Below are 17,358 nucleotides of genomic sequence, written 5' to 3'. Positions count from 1 at the left end.
CGCTCAGCTGAACAGGCGCCGCGCGAGCGCCGAGCCCGCCGCCAGATCGCGTGCGGCGAGCTGCGCGTAGAGCGCCTCGAGGTCGGCGGCGATCGCATCCAGCGCCATGACCGGCAGCGGGTGCCCTTCCTGGTCGCACAGCACACCGTCCATGGCTTCGCACAGCGCCGTGGCCACCTCGCGCAGACGCGCAAAGGGCTGCTGGGCCGGCGCCACCTGGGGCACGTCCAGGCTCAGGGTGAGCTCCCAGAGCGCGGACTGGTCCAGGTCTTCGGCCTGCGCAGCCTGCATGTCGAAGCCCAAGGTGAGCAGCGGCGGCAGGCCCGGCGCCGCAGGCAGCAGCATGCGCCCCGGCATGGCGCTGGGCACGAAGCCCAAACGCGCGGCGTTTTGCTCCACGTAGCCGGGGCTCCAGGCCGTGCTGCGCGCGCGCAGCGCAAACGCAAGCTGCGCGTCGTGCGCGCCCGCGAACTGGTCGAGCTCGCGCGCACGTGCCACCTCATGGCGCATGTCGGGAAAGTCGGGCATGGCATGGATCGCATCGGCAAAAGCCTGGGTTTTGGCGACGAACTCTGAGAACTCGATCTCGTTGAGCGCGCCGAGCCGGTTGGCCAGCTGCACGCCAGCCTGAAACCGCTGGTAGCGCTGCCCTGGCGCGGGGCGCTCCCATTGGCCGGTGGCGACGTTCAGGCCCTCGACGGCAAAAGGCTTGCTGCCGGCGCGGCGCGTGGGCGGCATGGCAGCGAGCGCGGCCTCGCCCGTGACTTCGTGCTCGGGCTGCAGAGGGGCGATGGCGTCGATCAGTGCGTCGAGCGCAAAGCGGCTTTCCGGCACCACCCCTGGGGGCAAGGGTGCAGGCACCGGGCGCACGGGTTCGGCGAGCGCGTCGCGCACATCGACGGTGTGGCTGGCCGGGTCGGGGCCGTGTTCGAGGCCGTGGTGGAAGTCGGCCGGCGCAAGCGCCGCGTCGAAGACGGGCTCCTGGCGCAGTCCGGGTTCATCCGCCAGGGCCGCGCCCTGCCCTGCCAGGCCCTGCACCTCGGCGCTCGCCGGGTCGGGTGCAGCCGCACCCGCGTGCGCGTCCCTGTGCGCGTCGGGGCGCGTCTGCGCGCGCTTGGGGGCATTGCGCCGCAGCGTCCAGGCGTTGTAGGCGACGAGCGCGGCCAGCACCAGGCCGCCGATGATCGCGAGGCTCCATTGCAATGTGCTCATGGGTGCAAAAAGTGGTTAGTTGTCCAGCTCAGGATGCGTCGGCCAGCGACAGGGCCGACTCCATATCGACCGCGACGATACGCGAGACGCCTTGCTCCTGCATGGTCACGCCTACCAATTGCTCGGCCATTTCCATGGCGATCTTGTTGTGGCTGATGAACAGGAACTGCGTGTCGCGGCTCATGCGGGTCACGAGTTTGGCATAGCGCTCGGTGTTGGCGTCGTCGAGCGGCGCATCGACTTCGTCGAGCAGGCAAAACGGCGCGGGGTTGAGCTGGAAGATCGCGAACACGAGCGCGATCGCCGTGAGGGCCTTCTCGCCGCCCGAGAGCAGGTGGATGGTCTGGTTCTTCTTGCCCGGCGGCTGCGCCATCACCTGCACGCCGGCGTTCAGGATCTCGTCGCCCGTCATGATGAGCCGCGCCTGGCCGCCGCCGAAAAGCTCGGGGAACATGCGGCCGAAGTGCGTGTTCACGGCGTCGAAGGTCTGCATGAGCAGCTCGCGCGTTTCGGCGTCGATCTTGCGGATCGCGTCTTCCAGCGTTTGCATGGCCGCGCTCAGGTCGGCCGTCTGCGCGTCGAGGAACTGCTTGCGCTCGCGCGCGGCGGCAAGCTCTTCGAGCGCGGCCAGGTTCACGGGCCCGAGCGCCGCGATCTCGCGCTGCAGGCGCTCGATCTCGGGCTGCAGGCCCGCGAGGCGCACCGGCCCTGCAGCGACGGAGCGTGCGAGCGCGTCCATGTCGGCCTGCGCGTCGGCAAGCAAACCGGCGTACTGCTCCAGCCCCAGGCGCGCGGCCTGCTCCTTGAGCTGCAGCTCGCCGATGCGCGCGCGCAGCGGATCGAGCGCGCGTTCGAGCTGCATGCGGCGCTCGTCGTGCGCGCGCAGGCGCTGCGTGAGCTCGTCGTAGGCGCTGCGCGCCGCCGCCAGCGCCTGTTCGCGCGCGCTTTTTTGTGCGAGCGCCTGCTGCAGCCCGCCCTGCGCCGCCGCGTCCGAGAGGCGCGCGAGTTCGTCGTTGGCGCGCTGCAGCTCGCCTTGCAGCGCGCGCAGCTGCTGCTGCGCGGTGTCATGGGCGCGCGCGAGCTCGGCGCGGCGCGCCTCCAGGCTGCGCTGGGCAAAGTCCGCCTCCTGCGCCTGGCGCTCGAGGCCGCGCTGCTGCTCGCGCGCGGCGTTCCAGCGCAGCTCGGCTGCGCGCACGCACTCGGCCTGCTGCGCCTCGCGTTCCTGGCTTTCGGCAAGCTGCAGGTCGAGCTCCTCGAAGCGCGCCTCCGCCGTGGCCTGGCGCTCCTGCAGCTCGGCGCGCTGCGCTTCGAGCTCGGCGCGGTCGGCGGCGATCTGCGCGCTGCGCGTGCGGCTTTGCTCGGCCTGTTGCGTGCGCTGCACGAGTTGCACCTGCAGCGCGTGCGCCTGCTTTTGCGCCTCGGCCGCGGTGCGGCGCGCAGCCGCGAGCTGCTGCTGCGCCTGCGCATACAAAGCCTCGGCACGCGCGAGCGCACTGCGCGCCTGCTCGCCCATGATGGCCTGGGCGCGCAGTTCTTTTTCGAGATGTTCGATCTCCTGCGCGCGCGCGAGCAGCCCGGCCTGCTCGGAGTCGGGCGCGTAAAAGTCCACGCTGTGCGCGCTCACGGCGTGGCCGCTGGGCAGGTAGATGCGCTCGCCAGGCCCGAGCTGCTCTCGTTGTGCGAGCGCCTCGGCCAGCGTGTGCGCGGTGTAGCAGCCGTGCAGCCAGTCGGCCAGCACGGCCTGCAGCCCAGGGTCGTGCAGCCGCAGCAGGTCCGACAGGCGCGCACGCGTGGCTGCTGCGGCAGGCCGGGGCGCGGGTGGCGGGCTGAAAAACACCAGGCGCGCGGGCGGGCCTTCGCCCCCATCCGCCTTGCCGGCCGCGCCCGCTGTGCCCAAAAAACCATGCACGCGGTCGAGCTGGCCGACTTCGAGCGCGCCCAGGCGCTCGCGCAGCGCGGCTTCGAGCGCGCTTTCCCAGCCGCTCGTGATGTGCAGGCGCTGCCACAGCGCGGGCAGGCCGTCGAGGCCGTGGCGCGCGAGCCAGGGGCGCAGCTTGCCGCCGCTTTGCACCTTTTCCTGCACTGCCTGCAGCGCTGCCAGGCGCGCGGCGAGCGTGGCCTGGTGCGCGGCCTCGGCCTGCACCGCCTGCTGCTGCGCCTGCCGCTCGGCGTCGCGCTGGGGCACGCTGTCTTGCAGATCGGCCAGGCGCGCTTCGGCCTGTGCTGCGGCCTCTTGCGCGGCCTCGTGCTCGGCGCGCAGGGCTTGCAACTGGGTCTCGTCGGGCGGCGCGAGCTGGCGCTGCTCGCCGTGCAGGCGCTCCAGGCGCAAGTCGAGCTGGCGGTTTTGCTCGCCCAGGCTGCGCTGCTCGGCCGCAAGCAGCTGCAATTGCTGCTGCAATTGCAGCACGGCGCGGTGCTGCTCGCCTGCGCGCGCCTGCGCCGCGCGCCAGGCTTCTTCGAGCGCGGGCAATTGCTCGGCCTGCTCTGTCAGCTGCGCTTCGAGCACCGCGGCCTGCTCCTGCGCTGCGTCTATCTGTGCGGCGAGGTCTTCACCTTCTTGCGCGGCCTCTTGCGCGCGCTGCTCCCAGTGCACGATCTGCTCCTGCAGCGTGGACAGGCGCTGCGCCACGCGTGCGCGCCCTTCGACCACATAGCGGATTTCGGCCTCCAGCCGCCCCACTTCGGCCGAAGCCTCGTAGAGCTGCCCCTGCGCCTGGTTCAAGGCCTCGCCCGCGGCGTAGTGCGACTGGCGCAGCGCTTCGAGCGCCGCTTCGACCTGGCGCAATTCGGCCGTGCGCGCCTCGAGCCCGCTCATGGCCTGCAGCCCCTCGGCGCGCACGCGCTCCTGCTCGGCCGCGGCCTCGGCGCGCTTCAAAAACCACTGCTGCTGCTGGCGCAGCGTGGCGGCGGCCTGCAGCGTTTTGTAGCGCTGCGCGACTTCGGCCTGCGCTTCGAGCCGCGCGAGCTGGCCGCCGAGCTCGCGCACGATGTCTTCGACGCGCACCAGGTTGTCGCGCGTGTCGGCCAGGCGGTTTTCGGTTTCGCGCCGGCGCTCTTTGTATTTGGACACGCCCGCGGCCTCCTCGAGAAAGAGGCGTAGCTCCTCGGGGCGCGACTCGATGATGCGGCTGATGGTGCCCTGGCCGATGATGGCGTAGGCGCGCGGCCCCAGGCCCGTGCCCAGGAACACGTCCTGCACGTCGCGCCGGCGCACGGGCTGGTTGTTCAGAAAGTAGCTGCTGCCGCCCTCGCGCGTGAGCACGCGGCGCACGGCGATCTCGGCGTACTGGCTCCAGGGGCCGCCCGCGCGCTGGTCGGCGTTGTCGAACACCAGCTCCACGCTCGCGCGGCTCGCGGGCTTGCGCGTGGTGGTGCCGTTGAAGATCACGTCTTGCATCGACTCGCCGCGCAGCTCGCTGGCCTTGCTCTCGCCGAGCACCCAGCGCACCGCGTCCATGATGTTGGACTTGCCGCAGCCGTTCGGGCCCACCACGCCCACGCGCTGGCCCGGCAGCGCGAAGTGCGTGGGCTCGGCAAAAGACTTGAAGCCGGAGAGCTTGATCGAGGTGAGGCGCATGGGTCAGTGCACTGCGACCGACACGTACACGGCGCGGGCATTGCGAGATGGGCGCGCATGATACCCGCTTGCCATTTTCAGCATGAAAAATGCCTCTAACGCTTGTCGGAAAAGCGCTGGCAGCTATCAAATCGAGAAATCCGCACCACGCTCCGGCCCCTGCTGCGCCTGCACCTGCGCACGCACGGTGTGCTCGAAGTCCTGCACAGGCATGGGGCGACCCAGCAGGTAACCCTGCCAGCTGTGGCACTGATGGCGCTCCAGAAAGGCGCGCTGCGCTTCGCTTTCCACCCCCTCGGCCATCACGCTCAGGCCCAGGCTCGCACCCAGGGCCACGATGGTGCGCGCAATCGCCGCGTCGTTCGGGTCGGTGAGCACGTCGCGCACGAAGCTCTGGTCGATCTTGAGCTGGTCGAACGGCAGGCGCTTGAGGTAGGCAAGCGAGGAATACCCCGTGCCGAAGTCGTCGAGCGCAAAGCCCACGCCATAGCGCTTGAGCTCGCCCATCTTGGCGATGGTGGCTTCCGTGTCCTCGAGCAGCAGCCCTTCGGTCAACTCGAGCTTGAGGCGGCGCGGATCGGTGCCTTGGCTTGCCAGGGCCGCCAGCACCTGCGCCACGAAGTCGCTTTGCCGGAACTGGCGCGAGCTCACGTTCACAGCCACGGCAAGCTGCGCGAGCGCCGGCTCCTGCGCCCAGCGTGCGAGCTGCGCGCAAGCCTGCTGCAACACCCAGGTGCCCAGCGGCACGATCAGGCCCGATTGCTCGGCCAGCGGGATGAACTGCGCGGGCGAGACGAAACCATCGCGCGGATGCTGCCAGCGCAGCAACGCTTCGGCGCCAATGATGCGCTCGCGCTCCCACTGCGGCTGGTAGTAGAGCACGAACTGGCCCTCGGCCAAAGCTTTGCGCATGTCAGCCTCGAGCGCTGCACGCGCCGTGACCGATGCCTGCATGGCGGGCTCGTAAAAACACAGCGTGTCACGCCCAGCCGCCTTGGCCTGGTACATGGCAAGGTCGGCGCGCTTGAACAACTCATTGACGGTTTCTGCAGCATCCTGCCCGCTGAACAGCGTGACGCCCATACTGACAGAGCTATGGTGCATCGCGCCGTCGAGGTCGAAAGGCTTGCGCAGCGCGGCGAGGATTTTTTCGCCCACCTTGCTGCTGCACGCCGCAGCCTCGCTGGCCGTGTCACCGAGGTCCTCGAGCAGCACCGCGAACTCGTCACCCCCTAAACGCGCCACGGTGTCGTCGGCGTGCACGGCCTCGCGCAGGCGCTGCGCAACCTGGCGCAGCAGCGCGTCGCCTTTCTCGTGTCCCTGGGTTTCGTTGATGGTCTTGAAGTCGTCGATGTCGAGCAGCAACAGAGCGCCCAGCGCACCATGGCGGGCGGTCGTCATGAGCGTCTGCTGCAGCCGGTCGCGCAGCAAACGGCGATTGGGAAGCTGCGTGAGCAGGTCATAGAACGCGAGGTTGTGGATTTCTTCCGCGGCCGCCTTGCGCTCGCTCAGGTCCCGCATGGACACCAGCATGCGCTCCCCCAGCGGCACCCCCGTGACTTCGACGGGTCGCTGACGGCCGTCTTTGCAATGGATCAGGTACTCCGCCGGAGCAATCACGCCGTCGGAGAGCATGGCAGCGTGCGCGAGCTCGGTCCACAACTCCTGGTAGTGGGCGCGCATGGCCAAGTCGGGGTAGGCGCACTCCCACCAGGCGGCCAGCGTGGGCACCTCTTGCTCGGTGTAACCGCAGATGCGCACGAACTCCTCGTTGCGGTAGCTCAGGCGCCCATCGGCCTCCATCAGGCACACGCCCACGGGAAGGCACTGCAACACCATGCGCAAGCGGCTCTCGCTCTCGCGCAGGGCCTGCTCCATGTGCTTGCGCGGCGTGATGTCCTGCACCACGGCCACGTGGTAGTCGGGCGGGGCGCCAGGCTTCCACAGCGCTGCAACGCTCAAGTCCACCCAGATTTCGCGCCCGCTTTTGTGGAAATATCGTTTTTCCATGCGGTATTCGCTGATTTCGCCCGCATGCAGACGCTGCATCTGCGCCAGGTCCTGCGCCATGTCGTCAGGATGGCTGATGTGCTGAAAGTCGAGTTGCAACAGCTCGTGCATCGGGTAGCCGATGATGTCGCAAAAGCGCTGGTTCACGCGCTCGAAGCGGCCCGTGCGCGTATCGGTCAGGTTGATCCCCACGGCGGCCTGGTCGAACAGGCGCAGGAAACGCCGTTCGCTTGCGCGCAAGGCGGCCTCGGAATCGCGCACCTGCAAATGCTGGCGCCACCACAAAACGATCAACAAGGCCAAGGCCAGCGAAAGCGCCGTCACGAAGCTGCTGCCCAGCGAATAGCCGAAAGCGCCCCCCGCCAGCGCCACGAGCAGGCCGGGCAACAAGCCTGGCCCATAGCGCTTCAAAAGAGCACTGAAAGCGCTGGAGTGTCGATGACCAGAGGCCACCCTGGGAGATGAATCCATAAGCCTTGGAAGCTATGCAATTCAGAGCAAAAAAGACAGGAATGGAACATGCCGCAAAAAACAAGCCCTGGCCGGACATGGCACCAGGGCTGCATGGACGCACGCAAAGCGCGATGTCGCAGACTCACATGTTGTCTATCATGACCTGCCCAAAGCCCGAGCAGCTGACCTGCGTTGCGCCTTCCATGAGACGCGCGAAGTCGTACGTCACCTTCTTGCTCAGGATGGCCTTCTTCATCGAGGCGATGATGACGTCCGCGGCCTCGACCCAGCCCATGTGGCGCAGCATCATCTCGGCCGAGAGGATTTCCGAGCCGGGGTTCACGTAATCCTTGCCCGCGTACTTGGGCGCGGTGCCGTGCGTGGCCTCGAACATCGCGACCGAGTCCGACAGGTTGGCGCCAGGGGCGATGCCTATGCCGCCGACTTGCGCGGCGAGCGCGTCGGAGACGTAGTCACCGTTGAGGTTCAGCGTCGCGATCACCGAATATTCGGCCGGGCGCAGCAGAATCTGCTGCAAAAAGGCGTCGGCAATGCTGTCCTTGATGGTGATTTCCTTGCCCGTCCTGGGGTTCTTGAACTTCATCCACGGGCCGCCGTCGATCAGCTCGGCACCAAACTCGCGCGCCGCGAGCGCATAGGCCCAGTCGCGAAAGCCACCTTCGGTGAACTTCATGATGTTGCCCTTGTGCACGATGGTCACGCTGGGCTTGTCGTTGTCGATCGCGTACTGCACGGCCTTGCGCATGAGGCGCTCCGTGCCCTCGCGCGAGACGGGCTTGATGCCAATGCCCGAGGTCGCGGGAAAGCGGATTTTCTTCACGCCGAATTCTTCTTGCAGGATTTTGATGAGCTTCTTGGCCTTTTCGGACTCGGCCTCGAACTCGATGCCGGCGTAGATGTCCTCGGAGTTCTCGCGGAAGATCACCATGTCGGTCTTGTGCGGCTCTTTCACGGGCGAGGGCACGCCGTCGAAATACTGGATCGGGCGCAGGCACACGTACAGGTCGAGCTCCTGGCGCAGCGCCACGTTGAGCGAGCGGATACCGCCGCCCACCGGCGTGGTCAGCGGGCCTTTGATCGACACCACGTAGTCGCGCACGGCGTGCAGGGTTTCCTCGGGCAGCCACACATCGGGACCATAGACCTTGGTGGATTTTTCACCGGCATAGACCTCCATCCAGTGAATTTTGCGCTTGCCACCATAGGCCTTGGCCACCGCAGCATCGACCACCTTGATCATCACGGGCGTGATGTCCATGCCCGTGCCGTCGCCCTCGATGAACGGAATGATGGGCTGGTCCGGCACATTGAGCGACATGTCGGCGTTGACGGTGATTTTTTGGCCCTGCGCGGGCACTTTGATGTGCTGGTAGCTGGTCATGAACGGGGTCTCCGTGAGAGTGCTGAAAAAGGCGAGGGGGATACCCTCTGGCTCGGGCATTCTACCGACAAAAGTTTTTCTGCCAGAGCCGGTCAACGCCGCGGAAACTGCTATCGTTATAGCCGAGACCGCACGGCTTTTCGTACGGTTTCAACCTTCGTAATTTTCCTTTCAACCCAGGATTTGGCATATATGAAAAAACTCCTCGCCCCCCTGATGGCCGCCGTGTTTGCTGTGGGTGCTTTCGCCCAGGCTCCGGCTGCTGCTCCTGCACCCGCCCCGGCTGCTCCTGCCGCCGCTCCTGCTGCAGCCCCTGAAAAGGCCCCTGCCAAGAAGGCTACCCACAAGAAGGCCAAGAAGCACGCCAAGAAAGCGGCTGCCAAGGCTTCCTGATCGGGCCAGCCGCGTGTCGGCTGCATGCCGGCGCTCGGCAAATCCCGCAAAATCGCCCTTCGTGGGCGATTTTTTTTGTCTGATCCTTTTTCACGCCCCCGGATTCCCATGCGTACCCATCCTGCTTTCGCCCTCCTCTTGCGCCGTCTGGCATTTTTCGTGGTGTTTCTCGGTCTGGCCGGCGCCGCGCGCGCGCAGACGCCGCAGCTCGATCTGCCGCACGTGGAGCTCACGGCCGGCATGTACCGCATCGACGCACAGGTGGCGCTCACGCCCGAGCAGCGCGAGATCGGCCTGATGTGGCGTAAGCAGATGCCCATGCACGAGGGCATGCTGTTCGTCTTCGAGCAGCCCGCGCAGCAGTGCTTTTGGATGAAAAACACGCTGCTGCCGCTCACGGCGGCTTTCGTGCGCGACGACGGCAGCATCGTGAACCTGGCCGACATGCAGGCGCAAACCACGAACTCGCATTGCTCGGCCGAGCCCGTGCGCTACGTGCTCGAGATGAACCAGGGCTGGTTCGCGCGCCACGGCATCAAGCCGGGCTTCAAGCTCGGCGGGGCGCCGTTCGCGCGGCGCTGATGTCCTGACATGCCCCAACAAAAAACGGCCCGCAGGCCGTTTTTTGTGAGGTGAGCGAAAAGCTCAGGCGAAATTCTGCTCCGCAAACTTCCAATTGACGAGCTTGTCGAGGAAGGTTTCGACGAACTTCTGGCGCAGGTTGCGGTAGTCGATGTAGTAGGCGTGCTCCCACACATCGACCGTGAGCAAGGCTTTGTCGGCCGTGGTCAGCGGCGTGCCGGCCGCGCCGGTGTTGACGATGTCCACCGTGCCGTCGGGTTTTTTCACGAGCCAGGTCCAGCCCGAGCCGAAGTTGCCCACGGCCGACTTCACGAAGGCCTCTTTGAACGCCGCATACGAGCCGAACTTGGCGTTGATGGCCGCCGCGAGCGCGCCCGAGGGCTCGCCGCCGCCCTGCGGCTTCATGCAGTTCCAGAAAAAGGTGTGGTTCCAGACCTGCGCAGCGTTGTTGTAGATGCCGCCGCTCGACTTCTTGATGATGTCCTCGAGCGCCATGTTCTCGAACTCGGTGCCTTTTTGCAGGTTGTTCAGGTTGACCACGTAGGCGTTGTGGTGCTTGCCGTGGTGGTATTCGAGCGTTTCCTGGCTGTAATGAGGAGCGAGCGAGTCGATCGGGAAAGGCAGCGGGGGCAGTTTGTGTTCCATGGTCGATTTCCTTTCATGAGAGGGGATGGGCCCGGAACGTCCGGGTTCATATGAACTGGCGAGCTGCGATTGTAGAAAGGAATCAGTATCAGTGCGGCGCGGTGACCAAAAGGTCCAGCGTGCCGTCGGCCAGGCGTGCGCGCACGGCGTCGCCGGGGTGTGCGGCGCGCGCGCTCGTGAGCACATGGCCGCTCGCGTCGCTCAGCAGCGCATAGCCGCGCTGCAGCACCTGTTGCGGGTCGAGCAGTTCCAGGCGCAGCGCGAGGCGCTCGAGCCGCTCGTGCTCGCGCGCGAGGCGCTGCCGTGTTTGTTGCACGAAATCGGCCTCCAGCGCTTTCCCCTCGTGCGCAAGCCGCTGCAAATAAAGGAGCATCGCATGGCGCAGGCGCTGCGCCTGCTGCGCGAGCCGCAGCTGCGCGCGTGCAGCGCAGGCCGAGGGCCGCCCCAGGCGCGCCGCCGCCTGGTCCAGGCGCTGCCAGCGCGCATCGAGCTGGCGCTGCATGGCGTCTGCAAGGCGCTGCTGCAGCAAGTCGAGCGCGCCCAACCAGACCGAGCGCGGCTGCGCCACGAGCTCTGCTGCGGCCGTGGGCGTGGGCGCGCGCAGGTCGGCGCAGAAATCGGCAATCGTGAAATCAGTCTCGTGCCCCACGCCGCTGACCACGGGCACGGGGCTTTGCACGATGGTGCGCGCGAGCTGCTCGTCGTTGAAGGCCCAGAGGTCTTCGATCGCGCCACCGCCGCGCACGAGCAGGATCACGTCGATGGGCGGCGCACCGGGCTGCGAATTTTTAGCCAAATCGGCCTCTTTAGCGCTTGTAGCTTGCGCTAGCAGATATAACTTTGAGAGCGCAGCGATGAGCGACGCCGGCGCCCCCGCGCCCTGCACGAGCGCGGGCACGAGCACCACGGGAATGTGCGGCACGCGCCGGCGCAGCGCGCTCACCACGTCGTGCAGCGCCGCCGCGCCCAGCGAGGTCACGATGCCTATGCCGCGCGGCAGCTGCGGCAGCGGGCGCTTGCGCGCGGCGTCGAACAGGCCCTCGGCTTCGAGCCTGGCCTTGAGGCGCAGAAACTGCTCGAACAGCGCGCCCTGCCCGGCGCGCTGCATGCTTTCGACGATGAGCTGCAGGTCACCGCGCGCCTCATAAACGCCCAGACGTCCGCGCAGCTCGACCAGTTCGCCGTCGCGCGGCGCGAAATCGAGCTGGCTCGCGGCGCGGCGAAACATGGCGCAACGCAGCTGGCCTTGCGTATCCTTGATGGCAAAGTAGCAATGGCCGCTCGCGGCGCGCGCAAAGCCGCTGATCTCGCCGCGCACCGCGACGGGGTTGAAGCGCGCCTCGAGCGCGTCGGCCACCGCACGGCACAAGGCCCCGACCTCCCAGACCCGCGCCGCAGCGTCCGCGCCGAAAAGCTCAGGCATGGCGCCTCCTGGCGCGGCGGCAAACTCGCCCACGGGCGAACAAACACGCACTATTCCACAGTGCAGCGCGCCCGGCAGCTGCGAATTGCAGAGCAGCCCCAAGCCCCTGAAAGGCGCAGGAACACGTGCAACCCATTGATTTACAAGCGATTTTTACTGCGTAATTTTTCATCATTCTGATTGACGCATGGCGCGGCGCGGGCTTGCAGGCACTCTTCAGGGCTTTACCCACAAAGTTATCCACAGAAACTGTGGGCGACCAGAAGGCCGTCAGGCGCCGGACATCGAAAACGTTCCCGAAATGCGGCGCGGCCAACGCACAGGCCGTGGCCCCCGGCGGGTCAGCCATCCTGCTGCGCCATAATCGCCGCCTGCCCTGATGCCCGTGGAGAGAGAATTGCTGTCGATCATACAAGCCGCAGGCTGGCCCATCTGGCCGCTCATCATCTGCTCCATCCTCGCGCTGGCGCTGATCGTGGAGCGCTTCGTGGCCCTCAAAAGCGCGCGCGTCGCCCCGCCCAAGCTGCTCGACGAAGCCATTGCCGTCTCGGCCAAAGGTGTGCCCGCACCCGACGTGGTCAATCAGCTCGCGCACAACTCTGCGCTCGGCGAAGTGCTCGCGAGCGGCTTGCGCGTGCTCCTGAGCAACCCGCGTGCGAGCGAGGCCGACCTGCGCGCCGCGATGGAAGGCGCGGGCCGCGCGGTGGCGCACCAACTCGAAAAATACCTGAACGCGCTCGCCACCATCGCCTCGGCCGCGCCGCTGCTGGGCTTGCTTGGCACGGTGATCGGCATGATCGAAATTTTTGGCTCGCAGGCTGGCGCAGGCGGCGCGGGAGGGGCCATGGGCGGCAGCAACCCGGTGCTGCTTGCGCACGGCATTTCCACGGCGCTCTACAACACGGCCTTCGGGCTCATCGTGGCCATTCCGTCGCTGATTTTCTGGCGCTATTTCCGCGGCCGCGTCGATGCCTACCTGCTGCAGATGGAGCTAGCCTCCGAGCAGTTCCTGCGCCACCTGCTGCGCCGCAACGCGCCCTGACAAGCCCAGCGTGCTGCCGGCCATGAACTTCCGCCCCCGCCCCAAGGACGAGCCCGAGATCAACCTGATCCCGTTCATCGACGTGCTGCTGGTGATCCTGATCTTTTTGATGCTCACCACCACCTACAGCAAATTCACCGAGCTGCAACTGACCCTGCCCGTGGCCGACGCCGAGCAGCAGCGCGACCGTCCGCGCGAGATCATCGTCGCCGTGGCGGCCGATGGGCGCTATGCCGTGAACAAAACGGCCGTGGACGGCAAGAGCGTGGATGCGGTCGCCGCCGCGCTTGCGCAGGCAGCGAATGCACAGGCCGCAGGCGCAGGGCGCGACAGCGTGCTCGTGATCAGCGCCGACGCCACCGCGCCGCACCAGGCCGTGATCAGCGTGATGGAAGCCGCGCGGCGCGTGGGCCTGTCGCAGATCACCTTCGCCACGCAGCCCTCGGCGGCGGCGCGCTGAGCGCGGCGCCGCACCAGCCAGTGCTCCCGGGCGCGTTCCTTCGCTCGCACCCCGACATGCCAGGTTCCTCGTCCCAGCGCCCCGCGCTTGCCGAGCGCCTGCGCCGCATCTGGCAGCGGCGCGGCTGGGCGGCTTGGGGCCTGTGGCCGCTGTCACTGCTCTACGGCGCGATCGTGCGCCTGCGCAGGGCGCTGTACGGCCGCGGCGTGCTCGCCTCGGCGCACCCCGGCTGCCCCGTGCTCGTCGTGGGCAACGTGATCGCGGGCGGCGCAGGCAAGACGCCCGTGGTCATGGCTTTGCTCGCGCATCTGCAGGCCCAGGGCTGGCGGCCTGGCGTGGTCGCGCGCGGCTATGGGCGCAGCGCGGGCCACGGCGAAGGCGACTGCCGCGCCGTCACGCCCGCGAGCAGCGCGGCCGAGGTCGGCGACGAGCCGCTCCTGCTCGCGCGCCGCTGCGGCGTGCCGGTGTATGTGGCGCGCCGGCGGGTAACTGCAGCGCGTGCGCTGCGCGCCCAGCATCCCGAAGTCGATCTGATCGTCTGCGACGACGGCCTGCAGCACCTGGCGCTCGCGCGCGACCTGGAAATTTGCGTGTTCAACGAAGAAGGCGTGGGCAACGGTTTTTTGCTGCCCGCCGGCCCCTTGCGCGAGCCCTGGCCGCGCCCGGTCGACGCGGTGCTGTACGCGGGCACGCCGCCACCCGGCACTGCGCCCGGCACTGCGCCCGGCACTGCGCCCGGCACTGCGCCCGGCACTGCGCCCGGCACCGCACCCGGCACTGCGCCCGGCACCGCACCCGCCTTTGCGCTGCAGCGCCGGATCGCCCGCCACGCGCTGCGCGCGGACGGCAGCCAGGTGCCGCTTGCGCGCCTGCGCGGCCAAGCCCTGCATGCAGTTGCGGCGATTGCCCGCCCGGAGATTTTTTTCGCCATGCTGCGCGCCCAAGGCCTGACGCTCGCGCACACCGAAGCCCTGCCCGATCACTACGATTTCAAGAGCTGGCAGTGCTTTCCCGACAATGGCTACACCTTGATTTGTACCGAAAAAGACGCGGTCAAACTCTGGCCCCGCCACCCCGAGGCTTTGGCCGTGCCGCTCGAACTCGAGCTTGCGCCCGCGTTTTTCGCCCTGCTCGACGCGCGCCTTGCGCCATCGCTGCGGGCCCGGGAAGGGGCACAATCGGCACCACAGCGCCCACCACCTTCGCACCCATGACCTCCGCTCCAGCCCCTTCAGCCCCTTCAGCCCCTTCAGCCCCACCTTCGAGCCCCATCGATACCAGACTGCTCGAACTGCTGGTCTGCCCCGTTACCAAGGGCCCGCTGAGCTACGACCGCGAACGCCAGGAACTGGTCTCGCACAGTGCGCGCCTGGCCTACCCCGTGCGCGACGGCATCCCCGTGCTGCTCGAATCCGAGGCGCGCACGCTCAGCGACGAGGAACTGCAGCGGTGAACGCGGCTTTGGCCCGGCCAGCCACCTGCGCCGTCCCGCCTGCGCCACCCTTCACCGTACTGATTCCGGCGCGCCTCGCATCCAGCCGCCTGCCGGGCAAGCCGCTCGCCGACATCGCGGGCCTGCCCATGGTGGTGCGTGTGGCGCGGCGCGCGGCGCAAAGTGCCGCCACGCGCGTGGTCGTGGCGGCGGACGACGAGGCCATCGTGCAAGCCTGCGCGGCCCACGGCGTCGAGGCCGTACACACCCACCCTGCCCACCCGAGCGGCAGCGACCGCCTGGCTGAAGCCTGCAGCCTGCTCGGGCTCGATGGCGAGCACATCGTCGTCAACGTACAGGGCGACGAGCCGCTGATCCCGCCCGCGCTCATCAACGCCGTGGCCGCGCTGCTGCCCGCGCGGCCCGAGGCCAGCATGGGCACGGCTGCCCACGCAATCGCAAGTCTTCATGATTACCTGAGCCCGCACGTGGTCAAAGTGGTGCTCGACGCGCGCGGCCTCGCACACTACTTCAGCCGCGCCCCGATCCCGCACGCGCGCGACCATGCGGGCACGGCCTGGTGGCAGGCCGCTTCCAGCGCTACTGCAGATGTCGCAGCGCATGCCCTGCCAGCGGGCTTTGCGCCCTTGCGCCACATCGGCATCTACAGCTACCGCGCAGGTTTTTTGCGCCAGTTTCCCACGCTGGCACCGGCGCCGACCGAGCAGCTGGAGGCGCTCGAGCAACTGCGCGCACTCTGGCACGGCCACCGCATCGCCGTGCACCTCAGCGCCGACGCACCCGCCGCAGGGGTCGACACCCCAGCCGACCTCGAGCGGGTGCGCGCCTTGCTTGGCTGAGGCCGCACACAGCGTGGCGCCGGCGGGCGCGTGGCGGTGCCATGCCATGCTATCCTCAAAGGCAAACGACATCCGATTGACATTTTTGAGGAACCCCAACCCATGCGACTGATCCTGCTCGGCCCGCCCGGCGCCGGAAAAGGCACCCAGGCCACCTTCATCTGCCAAAAATACGGCATTCCGCAAATTTCCACGGGTGACATGCTGCGCGCCGCCGTCAAAGCCGGCACGCCGCTGGGTCTGCAGGCCAAAGCCGTGATGGATTCGGGCGGCCTGGTCAACGACGACATCATCATCGGCCTGGTCAAGGAACGCATCGCCCAGCCCGATTGCGCCAAGGGCTTCCTGTTCGACGGCTTTCCGCGCACGATCGCACAGGCCGACGCCCTCAAGGCCGCTGGCGTCAAGATCGACTACGTGCTCGAAATCGACGTGCCCTTCGACGCCATCATCGAGCGCATGAGCGGCCGCCGCTCCCACCCCGCGAGCGGTCGCACCTACCACGTCAAGTTCAACCCACCCAAAGTTCCCGGCAAAGATGACGTGACCGGCGAAGACCTGGTGCAGCGCGACGACGACAAGGAAGAAACCGTGCGCAAGCGCTTGCAGGTCTATAGCGAACAAACGCGCCCCCTGGTCGACTACTACCGCCGCTGGTCCGAGCAGGATGCAGCCAACGCCCCCCAATACCGCGTCATCAACGGCCTGGGCAGCGTGGAGGAAATCACCGCGCGCGTGCTGCAGGCGCTGGCAGGCTGAACACAGCCTTGTCCTGCTGCAACGAAAGGCCCCATGCGGGCCTTTCGTTTTTTGGACGCGCGTTTCAGTACGCTGGGGGCTTCATTGCAGCAAGTCCAGCAGCAGCGTGATGCGCGCCTTGACGGGTGACAGGCCCGGCGCAGCGGGCAGCGCGTCGCCCGGCCGCGGCAGCATCTGCCCCTCGCTGCAGCGCGTCGCACGCAGCACGCGCACACCCGCAGCCTGCGCGCGCAACAGCGCCGCTTCGAGCGCCGCATGCACCGTGCCATTGCCCGTGGCGGCCACCACCAGACCCTGCACACCGCCTTGCACCAGCGCTTCGACGATGGCGCCACTCGCCCCTGCATGGCTGAACACCAGTTCGACACGCGGCCAAGTGCTGCAGCGCATTACCTTTTCGATAGCTGCTTGTGCTTGATGCGCCTGCGTTAGTGGCCAATTTCGCATCAAACGTACTGCACCTTCCTCGATCCAGCCGAGCGGCCCGGCGTCGCCTGAACTGAACGCATCGAGGCGATAAGGGTGCACTTTGCGCACCCATTGCGCCTCGTGGATCACGCCCGCCGCCACGACCACCACGCCCTGCGCGCCCGGCGTGCGCACCACGACCACGGCGTCGAGCAAATTCTGCGGGCCGTCGGGAAAAGGCGCCGTCGCGGGCCGCATGGCACAGGTCAGCACCACGGGCTTGTGCGCTGCCAGCACCTGGTGCAAAAACCACGCAGTTTCTTCGAGCGTGTCCGTGCCGTGCGTAATCACCACACCGCGCACCAGCGGGTCAGCCAACAGCTCGGTGCAGCGCAGCGCCAGGCGGCGCCAGGTATCCAAGTCCATGTCCTTGCTGTCGAGCTGAGCGATCTGCTGCGCCTCCAGCGCACAGCCCGCCGCCTCTCGCAAGCCAGGCACCGCGGCCAACAGCTGCGTGATGCCCCATTGCGCCGCGCGATAGTCCAGGCTGCTCGCACCCGCCTGCGCCACCCCTGCAATGGTGCCGCCCGTGCCCAACACGACAATTTTTTCCGACCCCACTTGCGCACTCCAAACAACTGTTGAAAAATACAAATACTGTATAAACGTACAAGTTCAACCCGCCGCCGCGGCCCTGCTC

Annotated in this window: 15 protein-coding genes; 8 read left to right on the top strand and 7 right to left on the bottom strand. The window is 67.5% G+C overall.

Annotated elements, in window-relative coordinates; all coding sequences use genetic code 11:
• Positions 1 to 3: 3 nt before the first annotated feature.
• The 4 genes from FK527_RS11710 to icd form a co-directional block, all read right to left on the bottom strand.
• Positions 4 to 1,212 (bottom strand): cell division protein FtsZ, encoded by a 1,209-nt coding sequence (locus tag FK527_RS11710; protein WP_144733922.1) that lies wholly within the window; start codon positions 1,210 to 1,212, stop codon positions 4 to 6.
• Positions 1,213 to 1,240: 28 nt separating this feature from the next.
• Complete coding sequence (smc, locus tag FK527_RS11705; RefSeq protein ID WP_144733919.1) at positions 1,241 to 4,789, bottom strand: chromosome segregation protein SMC; 3,549 nt, start codon at positions 4,787 to 4,789, stop codon at positions 1,241 to 1,243.
• Between the two features lie 126 nt (positions 4,790 to 4,915).
• Positions 4,916 to 7,189: a putative bifunctional diguanylate cyclase/phosphodiesterase gene (locus FK527_RS11700; RefSeq protein ID WP_342778972.1), complete on the bottom strand. Its 2,274-nt coding sequence runs from the start codon at positions 7,187 to 7,189 to the stop codon at positions 4,916 to 4,918.
• A 205-nt stretch (positions 7,190 to 7,394) separates the two neighbouring features.
• Positions 7,395 to 8,654, bottom strand: a complete 1,260-nt coding sequence (icd, locus tag FK527_RS11695) for an NADP-dependent isocitrate dehydrogenase (protein ID WP_144733913.1) — start codon at positions 8,652 to 8,654, stop codon at positions 7,395 to 7,397.
• Between the two features lie 192 nt (positions 8,655 to 8,846).
• Between icd and FK527_RS11690 the strand changes: the two genes are divergently transcribed.
• Both FK527_RS11690 and FK527_RS11685 read left to right on the top strand, forming a co-directional pair.
• Positions 8,847 to 9,047, top strand: coding sequence for a hypothetical protein (locus tag FK527_RS11690; RefSeq protein WP_144733910.1), 201 nt, complete (start codon positions 8,847 to 8,849; stop codon positions 9,045 to 9,047).
• A gap of 108 nt (positions 9,048 to 9,155) precedes the next feature.
• The gene (locus FK527_RS11685; protein ID WP_144733907.1) at positions 9,156 to 9,629 is read left to right on the top strand and encodes a DUF192 domain-containing protein; all 474 of its coding nucleotides are present in this window, start codon (positions 9,156 to 9,158) and stop codon (positions 9,627 to 9,629) included.
• A gap of 63 nt (positions 9,630 to 9,692) precedes the next feature.
• On the opposite strand, the gene FK527_RS11680 is transcribed toward FK527_RS11685, so the two are convergent.
• Both FK527_RS11680 and xseA read right to left on the bottom strand, forming a co-directional pair.
• Positions 9,693 to 10,274, bottom strand: a complete 582-nt coding sequence (locus FK527_RS11680) for a superoxide dismutase (RefSeq protein ID WP_144733904.1) — start codon at positions 10,272 to 10,274, stop codon at positions 9,693 to 9,695.
• An 88-nt stretch (positions 10,275 to 10,362) separates the two neighbouring features.
• Positions 10,363 to 11,697 (bottom strand): exodeoxyribonuclease VII large subunit, encoded by a 1,335-nt coding sequence (xseA, locus tag FK527_RS11675; protein ID WP_144733901.1) that lies wholly within the window; start codon positions 11,695 to 11,697, stop codon positions 10,363 to 10,365.
• A gap of 397 nt (positions 11,698 to 12,094) precedes the next feature.
• Between xseA and FK527_RS11670 the strand changes: the two genes are divergently transcribed.
• From FK527_RS11670 to adk, 6 genes are all read left to right on the top strand, one after another.
• A complete protein-coding gene (locus FK527_RS11670) occupies positions 12,095 to 12,739 on the top strand; it encodes a MotA/TolQ/ExbB proton channel family protein (RefSeq protein WP_144733898.1) in 645 nt (214 codons plus the stop codon).
• A gap of 22 nt (positions 12,740 to 12,761) precedes the next feature.
• On the top strand, positions 12,762 to 13,199 hold the full coding sequence (locus tag FK527_RS11665; RefSeq protein ID WP_144733895.1) for an ExbD/TolR family protein: 438 nt from the start codon (positions 12,762 to 12,764) through the stop codon (positions 13,197 to 13,199).
• Positions 13,200 to 13,255: 56 nt separating this feature from the next.
• Complete coding sequence (gene lpxK, locus FK527_RS11660) at positions 13,256 to 14,413, top strand: tetraacyldisaccharide 4'-kinase (protein WP_144733892.1); 1,158 nt, start codon at positions 13,256 to 13,258, stop codon at positions 14,411 to 14,413.
• Between the two features lie 56 nt (positions 14,414 to 14,469).
• On the top strand, positions 14,470 to 14,652 hold the full coding sequence (locus tag FK527_RS11655) for a Trm112 family protein (RefSeq protein WP_144733985.1): 183 nt from the start codon (positions 14,470 to 14,472) through the stop codon (positions 14,650 to 14,652).
• Complete coding sequence (kdsB, locus tag FK527_RS11650; protein WP_246072764.1) at positions 14,649 to 15,491, top strand: 3-deoxy-manno-octulosonate cytidylyltransferase; 843 nt, start codon at positions 14,649 to 14,651, stop codon at positions 15,489 to 15,491. Before FK527_RS11655 ends, kdsB begins: the two co-directional genes overlap by 4 nt.
• Positions 15,492 to 15,593: 102 nt before the next feature.
• The gene (adk, locus tag FK527_RS11645; protein WP_144733889.1) at positions 15,594 to 16,250 is read left to right on the top strand and encodes an adenylate kinase; all 657 of its coding nucleotides are present in this window, start codon (positions 15,594 to 15,596) and stop codon (positions 16,248 to 16,250) included.
• 81 nt (positions 16,251 to 16,331) lie between these two features.
• Here adk and FK527_RS11640 read toward each other — a convergent pair whose 3' ends face one another.
• On the bottom strand, positions 16,332 to 17,279 hold the full coding sequence (locus FK527_RS11640) for an asparaginase (RefSeq protein ID WP_144733886.1): 948 nt from the start codon (positions 17,277 to 17,279) through the stop codon (positions 16,332 to 16,334).
• Positions 17,280 to 17,358: the final 79 nt, after the last annotated feature.

It is taken from the genome of Extensimonas perlucida (genome assembly GCF_007655255.1).
GTDB classification, from domain to species: domain Bacteria; phylum Pseudomonadota; class Gammaproteobacteria; order Burkholderiales; family Burkholderiaceae_C; genus Extensimonas; species Extensimonas perlucida.
Note: the sequence above shows the minus strand (reverse complement) of the source record. Positions and strands in the feature narration are given on the sequence as shown.

Coding starts and splice junctions, on each gene's coding strand:
- FK527_RS11710 (WP_144733922.1), bottom strand. CDS start 1,212: ATGAGCACATTGCAATGGAGCCTCGCGATCATCGGCGGCCTGGTGCTG.
- smc (WP_144733919.1), bottom strand. CDS start 4,789: ATGCGCCTCACCTCGATCAAGCTCTCCGGCTTCAAGTCTTTTGCCGAG.
- icd (WP_144733913.1), bottom strand. CDS start 8,654: ATGACCAGCTACCAGCACATCAAAGTGCCCGCGCAGGGCCAAAAAATC.
- FK527_RS11690 (WP_144733910.1), top strand. CDS start 8,847: ATGAAAAAACTCCTCGCCCCCCTGATGGCCGCCGTGTTTGCTGTGGGT.
- FK527_RS11685 (WP_144733907.1), top strand. CDS start 9,156: ATGCGTACCCATCCTGCTTTCGCCCTCCTCTTGCGCCGTCTGGCATTT.
- FK527_RS11680 (WP_144733904.1), bottom strand. CDS start 10,274: ATGGAACACAAACTGCCCCCGCTGCCTTTCCCGATCGACTCGCTCGCT.
- xseA (WP_144733901.1), bottom strand. CDS start 11,697: ATGCCTGAGCTTTTCGGCGCGGACGCTGCGGCGCGGGTCTGGGAGGTC.
- FK527_RS11665 (WP_144733895.1), top strand. CDS start 12,762: ATGAACTTCCGCCCCCGCCCCAAGGACGAGCCCGAGATCAACCTGATC.
- lpxK (WP_144733892.1), top strand. CDS start 13,256: ATGCCAGGTTCCTCGTCCCAGCGCCCCGCGCTTGCCGAGCGCCTGCGC.
- adk (WP_144733889.1), top strand. CDS start 15,594: ATGCGACTGATCCTGCTCGGCCCGCCCGGCGCCGGAAAAGGCACCCAG.